Below are 13,197 nucleotides of genomic sequence, written 5' to 3'. Positions count from 1 at the left end.
TCTCACAGGGTCATCGAGTAACCGCCATTGACTGGAATCGTTTGACCGGTGATCCAGCTTGAGGCGTCGGAAGCAAGAAAAAGAGCGAGGTTGGCGGCGTCCGAGGGCTCTCCGATCCGCCGGATGATGTAGTTGCCGAGCATCCGCTTCACGAGCTCTTCGTTCGCGAGTGCCTCTTCGATCGCGGGTGTGCGCGTCGCGCCGAGAGCGATGCAGTTCGCGGTTATGCCGTAGCGTCCCCCCAGACGCGCGATAGATCGGGTGAATCCGGCTGCCCCGGCTTTCACGCCGGAGTACGCCTCCAGCCCGTTGATTTCGCCGACCCTCCCCGCGTCCGAGATGATTGTGATCACCCGACCGTGGTCGGAGTGCACCATATCCGCAAGGGCGAATCGTGTGGAATTGAGCACGCCGTCGAAGTTCACATGCGCATACGGTCGCCAATCGGCGGGGGTCTGTTCCCAGAAGGGAACGTGCGAAGCCTGCGACGCGTCAGCGCCGCGGTTTCCGGCGTTGTTCACGAGGATGTCCACCGGACCAAGTACGCTCCTGGTCCTCTCGAAAGCGGCACCGACACCTTCGAAGTCGCCGACGTCCGCGTGCACGGCGCACGCTTCCCCTCCACCCTCGCGGATCTCGTCGGCCACAGACTCTGCGCGCTCGAGAACGAAGTCATTCACCGCGACCTTCGCGCCCGAGCCGGCGAGCGTCAACGCAATTTGCCGTCCGACTCCTTGACCTGCTCCGGTCACGACAGCGACCCGGCCGCGGATATCGAGCAGCGTGTCGTTGTTCATCTAATCTCCTCGCGCAAGACTCGCTTGAGGATCTTTCCCATCGGGCTCGTTGGTATGACATCGACGAACTCGAAGCGACGAGGCCACTTGTACTTCGCCAGCTTTCCCTCGCAGAAGGCGAGAAGGTCGTCAGCTGTCGCTGTCGCGCCGGGCCGGAGCTGGACAGCGGCGACCGCCTGCTCACCCGCTTCCTCGTGCTTCACCCCGAAAACGGCGCTAACCGCGACCGCCGGATGGGTGTTCAACACAGCCTCGATCTCGGCCGGGTAAATGTTGACGCCGCCGGAAATCACGACGTCGGTGATGCGGTCGTAGATGAAGAGGTAGCCGTCGGCATCGAGGTGGCCGATGTCACCCGTCCGATAGAAGCCGTCCGGCAGGAGCTTGTCGGGACCGAGCGGGCCCCGACCGATGTAGCCGGTGATGACCGTCGGGGTGCGGACCGCAATCTCACCCGTTGCGCCGGCCCGGAGCTCGACCCCGGCCTCGTCGATGATCTTGATTTCAACGTGGCGGAAAGGTCGACCGCTCGTTCCGGGGCGCTGTTCAAGGTCGTCTGGCGTGGCCCCGGTCAGCATCCCCGCTTCCGTGCACCCGTAGTTCTCGTGAATGATCCGACCCAACAGCGCGGTCGCGCGGTCCTTGAGCTCTCGATCGAAGGGCGCCGCCCCACCGAGGAGAAAACGCAGAGACGAGAGATCGTACTTCGCAGTTGTCTCCGCGGGGAGATTGACGAGGCGTTGCAGCATCGTCGGCACGGCAATCCAGTGCGTGATGCCACTTCTCTCGATGAGTGCCAGCGTCGCCTCGGGTTCGAATTTGCGATCGAACACCACCTTTCCGCCGGACATGAGCGATGCTCTCGTGAAGCCCGGTCCCGCACCGTGATGCATGGGCAGGTTGATGAGTGTGCGGTTTCCTGGACCTGCTGCGGCGCCATCGAAGGCGACCGACATGTTGTACTCGGCGTGGATCTTAGGATCCGGCGGGTTCTGCCAGCCATTGATGGGCGCGCCTTTCGGAGCCCCCGTGGTCCCCGATGAATAGATGATCAGGGGTGCCAGATCGAGCGCGTCCCGGTGGGTGGGGTCGCCTTCCGCGATGAGCGCCTCGTAGGACAGGGTCCCGTCCGCAACTCGATCCAGCGAGATGATTCCGAGCAAGCCCAGTTCAGCCCAGCCCTTCACTGTCTCCGCGGGGTCGTCATCGTCGATGATCGCGACACGCACGTTGCAGTCACGCAGAATATAGGCCGACTCGGGCGCTGTGAGCCGGTAGTTGACCGCGACTCCGATGGCGTTCAGCTTTGAGATCGCCAGCGAGATCACAAGCCATTCGATCCGCGTCCTCACACGGATCGCGACGACGTCACCGGGTTTGACACCCATCGAATCCATCGCCGACGCGAGCCGGTTGGCGCGGTCATTCCAGTCAGCCCACGTCAGTTCGACGTCGCCCTGATATGCGCACGCCTCCGATGTGTCCTCCGGTGCAAACGGAGCAGTTCCAACTACGCTGTCGGTGCTCATCTCATCTCCTTTGAATGATTGCTTTCGTTGTGAGCGGGCGCGAGCCCAATGGATGTGGTTACGCGAATCCGCCGCGAGCCCCGCCGCTGACAGGGACGACCTGTCCGGTGACGAAATCGGAGAGGGGTGACGCAAGCCAGAGGATCGCGTCCGCAGCTTCTTGGATCGTCCCCGTCCGGCCGAGCGCTGCTGCCGCCATCGGGCGAGCAGCAAACGGATCCTCAGGGGCGCCATCGAGACCCATGGCCTTGAGGGTCTTGTCTGGGACGCCGATGGGAAGCTCACGACCCCCGACGGTGATGGTCTCGTGTGCCGATTGGGGAAGGCCGAAACGCGTCTGGATGATGCCGAAGGCGACAGCGTTCACCGTCACGTTGAACGGCCCCCACTCACTCGCGAGGGTCTTCGTGAGTCCTTCGAGGCCCGCCTTGGCTGCAGCGTAGTTGGCCGCGCCGGGGTTGCCGAAGCTCGCCGCAAGCGATGACACGTTGACGACCTTGCGAGCGGAGCCTCCGCCCTCGGCTGGCATCACCCGGAAGTGCGGTGCAGCTGCGCGAAGAAGCCTGAAAGGCGCGAGGAGATGTATGTCGAGCATCGCCTGGAACTGCTCATCCGTCATACGATGCACCGGCGCATCCCAGAAGTACCCGGCCGCGTTGACGATGATGTCGAGCTGTCCGTGGGTGGAGATCACATGATCGATCAACGCGTTCGGCACGTCCGGGGCGGTGAGGTCTCCGATGAACATCGATGCACCTCGACCAAGGCCGTCGCGGGCCTCGGTCGCGCGGTCCTCGTCGACATCCGCGATGCACACCGTGGCGCCATTCGCGGCGAGCGATTCGGCTGTCGCACGGCCGATCCCCTGGCCACCGCCGGTGACCAGCGCAACTTTCCCGGCAAGCAACTCCGATGTGAGAGTCGGTGTGGTTTGCATGTCAGCGTCCTTTCCAGACCGGTTCGCGCTTCTCGATGAATGCGCGGATGCCTTCTTGCGTGTCCTCCGATGCCATAACAGGGTCGGCGTACTCCATCTGACGCGACCAGGCATCCGTCTCTGCCCAGTCGTAGGCGCGACGCACGATCTCGACGCTCGCACTGACGGCGAGCGGGCCAGAGGCGGCGATCTTGCGTGCGAGCTCTCGCGCGGCGCCCACAACCTCGCCCGGCTCGACGACCTTGTTGACGAGACCCCACTGCGCGAAGTACTCGGCGGACCGAGACTCGCCCGTCAACGCGAGCTCCATCGCGATGTGGTACGGAATGCGCTTGGGCAGCCGGAACAGTCCACCACCTACGGCGACAAGCGCCCGGGCTGCCTCTGGGATCCCCATCTGTGTTGCGGACGAGGCCACAACCAGATCACAGGCGAGACACAGTTCCAGCCCGCCGGCCAACGCGTGCCCTTCGACTGCGGCGATCAACGGCTTGTGCGGACGCACCCCCATGACACCGAATCCTCCGCGGCGTTCTGTGCCACCGAAGTCACCTACCGCTGCTGCAGCGAGGTCCTGTCCCGCGGAAAAAGTGGGGCCGGCACCGGTGATGATCGCGACCCGAAGGTCGTCGTCGGACTCGTACGCGTCGATCACCTTCTCAAACGCACGAGCGGTTGCACCGTCGAAAGCGTTGCGCTTCTCCGGGCGATTGATGGTGATCAGCAATACGTGTGGGTCGACGATTTCGCTCGTAACGACATCCATCGCGCTCTCGGTCAAACTCCGGCCTCCTTTGGCTCGGCCCACCTGTTCGGAGGGGCCACTGCTTCGTGGTAGCCCAACCGTACTATCTTGTTGGCCGGCTGACAAGTATCATTCAGGACATGAATGTGAGATTCGCGACGCTGCGGTATTCCGTGGACGAGAACATCGCCACCCTCGAGCTGTCACGACCAGACAGTGGGAACTCGTTCTCCTCAGTCATGAGCGCCGACATTGTGGCCGCACTCGACCTCTCGGACGAGGACGATGACGTCCGTGCCGTTGTAATCACCGCCGAAGGACGCAACTTCTGTGTGGGACAGGATCTAGATGAGGGCTTCATCGCGCGAGGTCGACCAACCTCGCCCGCGCTGGAGACGTACCTCGAGCAAGTGGGAACCATCGGCGGTGTTCCCCGAGATTCGGGCGGCTATACATCGCTGAGAATCGCTGCTTCGCGAAAGCCCGTTATCGCAGCGATCAACGGGGCCGCAGTAGGGATCGGCATCACGATGCTGTTGCCCGCGGACATTCGTGTCGCAGGAGAAAGCACGCGCCTGGGTTTCGTATTCACCCGTCGCGGTCTCGTGCCGGAGGCTGCCTCAAGTTGGTTTCTTCCGCGGATCGTGGGGATATCAAAGGCGCTCGAATGGGTCGAAACCGGGCGTCTCATCGGTTCGGCGGAGGCGTTGGAGACCGGTTTGGTCTCGTACGTTGTCGACGACGGCCTGATCCGGGACAAGGCCTACGAGATCGCGCGGGAAATCGCTCAGCACACCTCCCCCGTGGCTGTGTCGGCGGCTCGGGCGACGCTGTGGGCGATGCTGACAGCGTCGACCCCATGGGACGCGCACGCGATCGAGTCGAAGGCGATCTACGACCTCGGAGGCGGAGAAGACGTGGACGAGGGCGTCGCGGCCTTCATGGCGAAGCGCCCGCCACACTTCACTTCACGTGTGTCCACGGGTCTCCCCGACTTCGTGCCGGAATGGCCCGGAGACGCCTCGACCGACGGATAGAGGTCCTCGCTAAACTGGAGTGCATGCCGGCGAGACGCACCCAGCAGCAACGCTCCAGTGAGTCCCGACGCAAGCTCATCGACGCGGCGATCGAGCTCCTCGCGGTGAGGGGATACGCCGGAACGAGCTTCGCCGCGATGGGCGAGAAAGCCGGACTCAGCCGCGGGCTGGTCACTCACTACTTCGGCACCAAAGAGCAGTGCATCGCGGAAGTCGTCGCCCATATTCGAGACCAGGTGCTGGACCGCCTCGCCGAGGCGCGCGCTCCTCGCGGAATAGCAGCCATTGATCTGCTCTTCGAGGCCTACCTCGGCGAAGGTACGAGTGGAGAACATCAGCCCCGCGCGATGTACACCGTCTTTATCGAGGCCCTCACCTCCTCCCCCGGCCTGCTCCCCGCTGTCGCGGAAAACAACAGACAGATTCGCGTGCTCATCGAGCGATGGCTCGCGCAAGCAGTCGCTGATGGCGACGCGACCACGGCAGACCCTGCGAGCGATGCCACGATGATCGAAGGGATATTGCGGGGCGTACTGCTTCAGGTCCTCGTTGACGCAGACAGCTTCGATCGGGATGCGATCATCCGCTCCTCCCAGCGCGCAGCGCGGGCCATCGTCGGGGCGGCAGCACCCACTCCTCGGGACCATTAGGGCGCTGGATTTCCGAACCACTCACCGCTTCGGCTCCGACGCCTCGCCAACCGTTCCCGGGGTTGAGTGGGGTCAACTTCCAGGACGGCGTCGACACATCCCGCGTCGCACGGCCTGGTGGGAGCCGCAGCACGACGGCGTTCGCACCGCGGCCCCCGCTAGCTGTTGACGCTGATGCTCCAGGTGACGCCGAATCGGTCGGTGAGCATGCCGAACCCCGCGCTCCACGCGGACGCTGCGAGCGGTTCGACGATCACAGCACCAACTGAGAGGCCCTCCCAGTACGTCTGCAGGTCCGCGAGATCGGCGGCGGTGATCGAAATGAACAGGGCCTGCTCGGTGACGGTGGTGTGGTTCTCGCGGCGGGTGACGCCGCCGCCAACGAGACCGCCGTCGGTCGCTCCTGGGACGTCGTACCCCATGAGACGGAAGCCGTTCTCGGCTGCGACGAGGCCGAACACGACCTTGTCGGCACCAGGGAGCTCAGCCGGCATGCCGAACTCGGCGTAGGTGTTGGCGATGAGGTGGCCCCCGAAGATCGACTGGTAGAACTCGAGCGCCGCGCGCGCGTCTCCGCGGAAGTTCAGGTGGGTGGTCGTCTGGATGGTCATGGATGCTCCTGTTCGTGGGCACGGGTCCGAGCGGTGCCGTTGGTCAAGTGTTTCGGGTGAGTAGGTCTGTTCTCGTCCTAGACTGGACGTAGGCTTCGATCGTGCCGACGACCATCCGCCTCCTGAATCTGCTTTCCCTGCTGCAGGCGCGGCGCGACTGGCCGGGATCGCTGCTCGCCGAGCGGCTTCGGATCAGCGACCGCACCGTGCGCCGCGACATCGAGCGCCTCCGCGAAATGGGGTACGCGATCGAGACCACCATGGGCCCAGACGGTGGGTATAGCCTCGCCGCCGGCACGGAACTGCCCCCATTACTGTTCGACGACGATCAAGTCGTTGCGGTCGCGATCGCGCTGCACACGGCCACGATCGTCGGAGCCGATATCGACGAGCCGGCGGCCCGCGCGCTGACGACCATCCGGCAGGTCCTGCCCTCGCCGCTTCGGCACCGACTGGACGCTCTCCAGATCATCGCCATCGCGCAGCGGCCTGGCGGCTCCGCCCCGACTGCGGTACCTCTGGAGTCGCTCGTCGAGATCGCCAGGGCAATCCGCGACCATGTGATTCTGCGCATCGACTACGCGTCCCGCGGCCAGTCCGCAACCGACGGGGGCATCCCCCCGCGCCGTGTCGAGCCGCACCACCTCATCAACGCGCAGGGCCACTGGTATCTCTTGGCGTGGGATCTTGACCGCGACGATTGGCGGCTCTTCCGCGTCGAGCGGATCAAGCCCCGTACCCCCGCCGGACCTCGGTTCGAACACCGGGAAGTACCTGGGGGCGGCGTCGCAGAGTTCGTGTCGGCGCGTTTCAAGGGCTCCGGTTCGAATGACTGGTCCTGCCGAGGCTCGGTGATCCTCGATCTCCCCATCGGCGAGGTGCTACCCTTCATCGGCGATGGAACGGCGCACGAGGCAGAGCCGGACCGAACGATTGTGGAATCAGGCTCATGGTCGTGGGGCTCCCTCGCCGCCTCCTTCGGCCGATTCGACGTCCCGATGGAGGTCGTCGGCCCTCCCGAGCTCCGCGCGGCCTTCGCGACCCTCGCGGAGCGGTACGCGAAGGCCGCCACGCGATGACCCCACGCGTTCCTCATCCGGACAGTTCCCGAGAGCGGCGCCACCGCGAGCGGAACAGCTGAGCAGGCTCGGCCGGTGACAGGGCGACGATCCGACGGCTGCGGCGGGAGCGGCGAGTCGTTCCCGAGTATCAGTCCAGGGCGCGGGGTCGCATGAGCGGCATGACGGCGGCCTTCGCCCACCGTGGCATGCGGAACATCGGGTGCGACTTGCCGAGCGCGCCGATGCCGTCCATCTCGGCGTCGCTGAGCTCGAAATCGAAGACCTCGAGGTTCGCTTTGATGTGAGCCGGGTTCGTCGACTTGGGGATCGCGACGAATCCTCGCTGTACGTGCCACCGCAGGATCACCTGCACGGCGGATTTTCCGTGCGCGGCGGCCGCGGCAATGATCGCGGGCTCGGCGAGGAGCGATTTCGACCCGTGACCGAGGGGATACCACGCCTCCGCCGCGATCCCGTGCTTCTCGAGAGTCGGGAGCAGATCCGGCTGCTGCCAGTACGGATGCAGCTCTACCTGATTCACAACCGGGGCGATACGCGCATAGCCGAGGAGCTTCTCAAGATCCTCCGCGGTGAAGTTGCTGACGCCGATGGCGCGGATCGTTCCCTCATCCACGGCTTCCTCAAGGGCCTTCCAGGCTCCGCGCACGTCACCCACGGGCTGATGCAGGAGCATCAGGTCGATGGAACCCGCGTCGAGGCGTTCCAGGCAACCCGCGATCGCCGCGCGAGCCTTGTCGTATCGATAGTCGTTCGGCCAGATCTTCGTCGTGAGAAGGATCTCGTCTCGGGGCACGCCGGACGCGCGGATGGCGCGGCCGACAGCGCGTTCGTTGCGATACAGGATCGCCGTGTCGATCAGCCGGTATCCCTCCTGGAGCGCCGCCTTCACGCTCGCCTCGCAGACCGCGACATCGGACATGAGATACACGCCGAAACCGATCTGAGGCATCAGTCGGCCATTCGATAGCTGGACGCTCGTCGTCATCAACCGCTCCTTTCGCCCTGCCCCGGCTCGGGCGCCGGCACGGACTCGAAGCCAACGATAGCCCCGCCTCGCCGGACCTGCCCGGCGGGGTCGATGCGGGTGCGACCTTGCGATCAGCCGGCGTCAGGCGCCAGGGCGTCGAGCGCATCGGGCCCCTGCTCGACGAGGATGCGGAACTGTGCGGCATCGATGATCCGTACACCGAGTTGCTCAGCCTTGGCGAGTTTCGATCCTGCACCGGGTCCTGCCGCGACGAAGTCGGTCTTCTTCGAGACACTCGACGCCGCCTTGCCACCTGCCGCCATGATCGCCTCCTGAGCGCCCTCGCGCGAGTAGCCCTCCAGAGATCCAGTCGCCACGACCGTCAGACCGTCCAAGACGCCACCGCCCGCGGCCGCCGCCCCCGGACCCGGATGGCCCGGCGTCGCCAACTGCGCACCCGCAGCCCGCCATCGTTCGACGATTTCGCGATGCCAGTCGAGCGCGAACCAATCGCGCAGGGAGTCCGCGATCGTGCCGCCGACGCCTTCGACCGCAGCCAACTCATCGCGCGACGCCGATGCGATCGCATCGATCGACCCGAACCACTGAGCGAGCTCCCTTGCTGCGACAGGCCCGACGTGACGGATGTTCAGGGCGACGAGGAAGCGCCACAGCTCCTTCGTCTTCGCCTTCTCGAGTTCGTCGACGAGTCGCATCGCCTGCACAGAGGGCTGCGGACCCGTCATTCCGTCTCGTTTCTCGGCCGCCGTGGGGTTGCGGCGAAACGGCGCGCGCGAGATCGGCTCGCCGGTCGCTTCATCCACCCTCGGCTCACCGGTCTCGGCATCGCGCACGACGACCTCGATCGGCACGAGCTGCTCGATGGTCAGATCGAACAGCCCCGCCTCGGTCTCCAGCGGCGGGCTCTGCGGCACCGACGGCTGCGTCAGCGCTGCGGCAGTCACCTCGCCGAGCGCTTCGATGTCGAGCGCACCGCGCGAGCCGATGTGCTCGACCCGCCCACGCACCTGGGCGGGGCAGGCACGGGTGTTCGGGCAGCGGAGGTCGATGTCACCTTCTTTGGCGGGCGCGAGTGTCCAGCCACACTCGGGGCAGTCAGTCGGCATAACGAACTCACGCTCGGTTCCGTCGCGCAGCTCGACAACCGGCCCGAGAACTTCGGGGATCACATCCCCCGCCTTCCGCAACACGACGGTGTCGCCGATGAGCACGCCCTTCGCGCGGACGACCTGCTGGTTGTGCAGCGTCGCCTGACGCACCACCGAACCGGCGACCCGCGCCGGTGCCATCACGGCGAACGGCGTCGCTCTTCCGGTGCGACCGACCGACACCACGATGTCGAGCAGGCGTGTGTTGACCTGCTCGGGCGGGTACTTGTAGGCGATCGCCCAGCGCGGCGCCCGACTGGTCGCGCCGAGTTCGTCGTGCAGGGCGAGTTCGTCGATCTTGACCACGACGCCGTCGATCTCGTGCTCGACCTCGCCCCGGTGAGCACCGTAGTGCTCGACGTATCCGACGACGCCGTCGAGCGAGTCGAACGTCCGGAAGTACGGACTGGCCGGCAATCCCCATTCGGAGAGCAGCTCGTAGACCTCGCTCTGCGAGGCGACCGGCGGTGCGGGCCACGCACCGACACCGTGCACGAACAGACGCAACGAATCCAACCGCGCTTGCCCGGCCTCCCGCTCGAGTCCGTCCTTCTTATCGAGCTGCTGCCGCAAACCGCCGCTGGCGGCGTTGCGCGGATTGGCGAACGACGGAAAGCGGCGCTCCGCACTGGCCCGCGCCCGCTCGGCATCGAACGCCCGCGAACGCGCACGCGTCTCGTCGACGGCACGGTCGCGCATGTCGGCCTGGAGCTCGTTGAGCGCCTCGAACGCCGCCACCGGGATGAACACCTCTCCGCGCACTTCGACGATGGGCGGGTGCCCACTCCCCGACAAGCGTTCGGGGATGCCGCGCACCTGCACCGCGTTGGTCGTCACGTCCTCGCCGACGCGCCCGTCGCCGCGGGTCGCCGCCGAGGTGAGCACGCCGTCCTCGTAACGCAGGTTGATCGCGAGACCGTCGATCTTCAGTTCGGTGAGCCAGCGCACCTCGCGCCCGGCGGCCGCCTGCGCTTTCGCGCCCCACTCACGCAGCTCGTCGATCGAGAACACGTTGTCGAGACTCAGCATCCGCTCTGCGTGTTCGATCGGGGCGAACATCGAGGCGCGCGCCGCGCCGACCGTCCGCGTGGGAGAGTCCTGACCCTGCAGTTCGGGAAACTGCCGCTCGATCGCCTCGAGTCGCTGCATCCACTCGTCGTAGGTCGCGTCGTCGACGAGCTCGGCATCGGCGCCGTAATAGGCATCGCGGGCGGACAGGATCTGCTCGGTGAGAGCGACCGCCTCATCTCGCGCCTCGTCGAGAGTGAGGTCTGGCAGATCGGATGCGGTGGACTCGGTCACCGCATCAGTCTACGAAGGGCCTCCGACGTGGTCAGGCGTCGACCGGCACGGCCGACACCGTGTGATCGATCGTGAACTGCCCGAGGACACGGGTGCCGTCGTAGACGACCGCCGTCTGACCCGGCGCGACGCCGTCGAACGGCTCCTGCGGTCGCACCGTGAGCACACCGTCGACGAGCGTGGCGCGAGCAGGCACCGGGTCCGCGTGCGCGCGGATCTGCACCTCGCACGCGAAGGCCGACTCCTCAGGAGCCCTGCCCGCCCATGTGAAGCGCTCCCCCGAAATCTCCGCTGTCGCGAGCGCCTCCTTCGGGCCGACGACCACGGTGTTCGACACCGGGCGCACCTCGAGCACGAAACGCGGCTTGCCGTCCGGGGCCGGAACACCCAACTTCAGCCCGCGACGCTGACCCACGGTATAGGCGTGTGCGCCCTCGTGCGAGCCCACCACAGCGCCCGTGCGATCGAGGATCTCCCCGGTCTCGGCGCCCACGCGCTCGGCGAGCCATCCGCGCGTGTCACCGTCGGGGATGAAGCAGATGTCGTGGCTGTCGGGTTTCTGCGCAACAGAGAACTCCCGCTCGGCCGCTTCGGCACGGACCACCGCCTTCGACGGTGTCGATCCCAGCGGAAAGTAGGTGTGCGCCAACTGCTCGGCGGTGAGAACGCCCAGCACGTACGACTGGTCCTTCGCCGCATCCGACGCGCGGTGCAACTCGCGACCGTCGGGACCGTCGACCAACGTCGCGTAGTGGCCCGTGCACACCGCATCGAAACCGAGTTCGAGTGCCCGCTCGAGCAGCGCGGCGAATTTGATGCGCTCGTTGCACCGCATGCACGGGTTCGGCGTGCGTCCGGCCTGATACTCGGCGACGAAATCATCGATGACGTCGTCGCGGAAGCGCTCGGAGAAGTCCCACACGTAGAAGGGGATGCCGAGCATGTCCGCTGCGCGGCGTGCATCCATCGCATCCTCGATCGTGCAACACCCGCGGCTGCCCGTTCGGAGCGTCCCTCCCGCCCGCGAAAGCGCGAGGTGAACGCCGACGACATCGTGGCCTTCGTCGACGGCGCGAGCGGCCGCCACCGCTGAATCGACACCACCGCTCATCGCCGCAAGAATCCGCATGGGTTCCAGTCTACGAGCGCACACCTGAGCCGGGGCCGTGACCTCAGCGGGCGGCGCGGGCCCGCGCCACGGCCGCGGGGAACGCCGCAGCGAACGCCTCGACGTCCGCGGGCGTCGATGTACGACCCAGGGAGACGCGGATGACTTCACGCGCCTCGAGTTCGGGTCGGCCCAGCGCCTGCACGACGTGTGAGGGTTCGGCGACCCCGGCCTGGCACGCCGACCCCGTCGACACCGACACACCGGCGACATCCAGGAGGAACAGCAGCGTCTCCCCCGATGCGCCGGGCACGTGCAGGTGGGCGTTGCCCGGAAGTCGATCCACCGGGTCCCCGAGCAATTCGACGTCGGGGAGTTCTCTGCGCACACGCGCGACGAGGTCGTCGCGCAGCGCGCCGACACGGGCGGCCTCGCCCGCCATCTCGGCCCGTGCGCACTCGGCGGCGGCGGCGAGCGCCGCAGCTCCTGCGACATCTTGCGTGCCCGCGCGCAGTCGCCGTTGCTGGCCGCCGCCGTGCAGCAGCGGCGTGAGTGACGCCGTGCGTGCCACGACGAGCGCCCCGGTTCCCACCGGCGCTCCGATCTTGTGTCCCGACACCGAGAGGGCGACGAGGCCGGCGGCGGCCGGCGCCTCCGATCGCCACGCGCGGAACGAGACGGGAACGTGTCCGAAGGCGGCGACCGCGTCAAGGTGCAACGGCGTCTGCACCGTGGCCGCCGCTGCTGCCAGCGCGGCGGCGTCGTTGATCGTCCCGACCTCGTTGTTCGCGACGAGCGCCGTCGCCCAGGCCGCACCGTCGAGTGCGGCGGCGAACGCGTCACCGTCGATCCGTCCGACGTCGTCGAGTGGGACTGCGCGTATCCGCGCACCCTCGTTCTTCTCGAGCCATTCGACCGCGTCAAGGGTGGCGTGGTGCTCCCCGTCCGGCAGCACGACGACCTCGGTGTCCTGCCGGCGGGACCACCACAGCCCCTTCAGCGCCAGGTTGGTCGCCTCGGTGCCTCCCGAGGTGAACACGACTTCGATCGGATCGCACTCGACGACGGCGGCGAGTCGCTCGCGCGACTCCTCCAGCAGACGCCGCGCAGCCTGCCCGTCACCGTGGATCGACGAGGCGTTGCCGATGAGCGCGGACGCTGCAAGCCACGCGTCTCGCGCTTCGTCGCGCAACGGAGTCGTCGCGGCGTGATCGAGGTAGACGGCCATTCGCTCCCGTCCCTGTAACGAGCCGGACCCACGGG

12 protein-coding genes are annotated in these 13,197 nt (G+C 66.5%); 3 read left to right on the top strand and 9 right to left on the bottom strand.

Features of this window, described 5'->3' with window-relative positions:
- Nucleotides 1-2: 2 nt before the first annotated feature.
- From ACFQZV_RS08645 to ACFQZV_RS08630, 4 genes are read right to left on the bottom strand one after another with little or no spacing between them, the layout of a single operon-like run.
- Nucleotides 3-797 (bottom strand): SDR family NAD(P)-dependent oxidoreductase, encoded by a 795-nt coding sequence (locus tag ACFQZV_RS08645; protein WP_378752816.1) that lies wholly within the window; start codon nucleotides 795-797, stop codon nucleotides 3-5.
- Nucleotides 794-2,326: a class I adenylate-forming enzyme family protein gene (locus tag ACFQZV_RS08640; RefSeq protein ID WP_378752817.1), complete on the bottom strand. Its 1,533-nt coding sequence runs from the start codon at nucleotides 2,324-2,326 to the stop codon at nucleotides 794-796. The genes ACFQZV_RS08645 and ACFQZV_RS08640 overlap by 4 nt, the downstream gene beginning before the upstream one ends.
- 58 nt (nucleotides 2,327-2,384) lie before the next feature.
- The gene (locus tag ACFQZV_RS08635) at nucleotides 2,385-3,263 is read right to left on the bottom strand and encodes an SDR family NAD(P)-dependent oxidoreductase (protein ID WP_378752819.1); all 879 of its coding nucleotides are present in this window, start codon (nucleotides 3,261-3,263) and stop codon (nucleotides 2,385-2,387) included.
- A 1-nt stretch (nucleotide 3,264) separates the two neighbouring features.
- Complete coding sequence (locus ACFQZV_RS08630; RefSeq protein WP_378752821.1) at nucleotides 3,265-4,044, bottom strand: crotonase/enoyl-CoA hydratase family protein; 780 nt, start codon at nucleotides 4,042-4,044, stop codon at nucleotides 3,265-3,267.
- 104 nt (nucleotides 4,045-4,148) lie between these two features.
- Between ACFQZV_RS08630 and ACFQZV_RS08625 the strand changes: the two genes are divergently transcribed.
- Together ACFQZV_RS08625 and ACFQZV_RS08620 are read left to right on the top strand one after the other, a co-directional pair.
- Complete coding sequence (locus tag ACFQZV_RS08625) at nucleotides 4,149-5,045, top strand: enoyl-CoA hydratase-related protein (RefSeq protein WP_378752823.1); 897 nt, start codon at nucleotides 4,149-4,151, stop codon at nucleotides 5,043-5,045.
- Nucleotides 5,046-5,068: 23 nt separating this feature from the next.
- Nucleotides 5,069-5,695 (top strand): TetR/AcrR family transcriptional regulator, encoded by a 627-nt coding sequence (locus tag ACFQZV_RS08620; protein ID WP_378752825.1) that lies wholly within the window; start codon nucleotides 5,069-5,071, stop codon nucleotides 5,693-5,695.
- A gap of 158 nt (nucleotides 5,696-5,853) precedes the next feature.
- On the opposite strand, the gene ACFQZV_RS08615 is transcribed toward ACFQZV_RS08620, so the two are convergent.
- On the bottom strand, nucleotides 5,854-6,306 hold the full coding sequence (locus ACFQZV_RS08615) for a VOC family protein (RefSeq protein ID WP_378752827.1): 453 nt from the start codon (nucleotides 6,304-6,306) through the stop codon (nucleotides 5,854-5,856).
- A 101-nt stretch (nucleotides 6,307-6,407) separates the two neighbouring features.
- Here ACFQZV_RS08615 and ACFQZV_RS08610 point away from each other — a divergent pair, with 101 nt between their 5' ends.
- Nucleotides 6,408-7,385 (top strand): helix-turn-helix transcriptional regulator, encoded by a 978-nt coding sequence (locus tag ACFQZV_RS08610; RefSeq protein WP_378752829.1) that lies wholly within the window; start codon nucleotides 6,408-6,410, stop codon nucleotides 7,383-7,385.
- A 130-nt stretch (nucleotides 7,386-7,515) separates the two neighbouring features.
- On the opposite strand, the gene ACFQZV_RS08605 is transcribed toward ACFQZV_RS08610, so the two are convergent.
- From ACFQZV_RS08605 to ACFQZV_RS08590, 4 genes are all read right to left on the bottom strand, one after another.
- The gene (locus ACFQZV_RS08605; RefSeq protein ID WP_378752831.1) at nucleotides 7,516-8,373 is read right to left on the bottom strand and encodes an aldo/keto reductase; all 858 of its coding nucleotides are present in this window, start codon (nucleotides 8,371-8,373) and stop codon (nucleotides 7,516-7,518) included.
- Nucleotides 8,374-8,486: 113 nt separating this feature from the next.
- Nucleotides 8,487-10,673 (bottom strand): NAD-dependent DNA ligase LigA, encoded by a 2,187-nt coding sequence (gene ligA / locus ACFQZV_RS08600; RefSeq protein WP_378752842.1) that lies wholly within the window; start codon nucleotides 10,671-10,673, stop codon nucleotides 8,487-8,489.
- A gap of 184 nt (nucleotides 10,674-10,857) precedes the next feature.
- Nucleotides 10,858-11,955: a tRNA 2-thiouridine(34) synthase MnmA gene (gene mnmA / locus ACFQZV_RS08595; RefSeq protein WP_378752833.1), complete on the bottom strand. Its 1,098-nt coding sequence runs from the start codon at nucleotides 11,953-11,955 to the stop codon at nucleotides 10,858-10,860.
- A 43-nt stretch (nucleotides 11,956-11,998) separates the two neighbouring features.
- Nucleotides 11,999-13,162: a cysteine desulfurase family protein gene (locus ACFQZV_RS08590; RefSeq protein ID WP_378783303.1), complete on the bottom strand. Its 1,164-nt coding sequence runs from the start codon at nucleotides 13,160-13,162 to the stop codon at nucleotides 11,999-12,001.
- Between the last annotated feature and the right edge of the window lie 35 nt (nucleotides 13,163-13,197).

The sequence above is a fragment of the Microbacterium koreense genome (assembly GCF_042677105.1).
Lineage (GTDB): Bacteria > Actinomycetota > Actinomycetes > Actinomycetales > Microbacteriaceae > Microbacterium > Microbacterium koreense.
This window is presented reverse-complemented; position numbering and strand designations above follow the sequence as displayed.

Excerpts from the sequence above, each read along its gene's own strand:
- ACFQZV_RS08645 (WP_378752816.1), bottom strand. The coding sequence starts at position 797 with ATGAACAACGACACGCTGCTCGATATCCGCGGCCGGGTCGCTGTCGTG.
- ACFQZV_RS08640 (WP_378752817.1), bottom strand. The coding sequence starts at position 2,326 with ATGAGCACCGACAGCGTAGTTGGAACTGCTCCGTTTGCACCGGAGGAC.
- ACFQZV_RS08635 (WP_378752819.1), bottom strand. The coding sequence starts at position 3,263 with ATGCAAACCACACCGACTCTCACATCGGAGTTGCTTGCCGGGAAAGTT.
- ACFQZV_RS08625 (WP_378752823.1), top strand. The coding sequence starts at position 4,149 with ATGAATGTGAGATTCGCGACGCTGCGGTATTCCGTGGACGAGAACATC.
- ACFQZV_RS08620 (WP_378752825.1), top strand. The coding sequence starts at position 5,069 with ATGCCGGCGAGACGCACCCAGCAGCAACGCTCCAGTGAGTCCCGACGC.
- ACFQZV_RS08615 (WP_378752827.1), bottom strand. The coding sequence starts at position 6,306 with ATGACCATCCAGACGACCACCCACCTGAACTTCCGCGGAGACGCGCGC.
- ACFQZV_RS08605 (WP_378752831.1), bottom strand. The coding sequence starts at position 8,373 with ATGACGACGAGCGTCCAGCTATCGAATGGCCGACTGATGCCTCAGATC.
- ligA (WP_378752842.1), bottom strand. The coding sequence starts at position 10,673 with ATGCAGCGACTCGAGGCGATCGAGCGGCAGTTTCCCGAACTGCAGGGT.
- mnmA (WP_378752833.1), bottom strand. The coding sequence starts at position 11,955 with ATGCGGATTCTTGCGGCGATGAGCGGTGGTGTCGATTCAGCGGTGGCG.
- ACFQZV_RS08590 (WP_378783303.1), bottom strand. The coding sequence starts at position 13,162 with ATGGCCGTCTACCTCGATCACGCCGCGACGACTCCGTTGCGCGACGAA.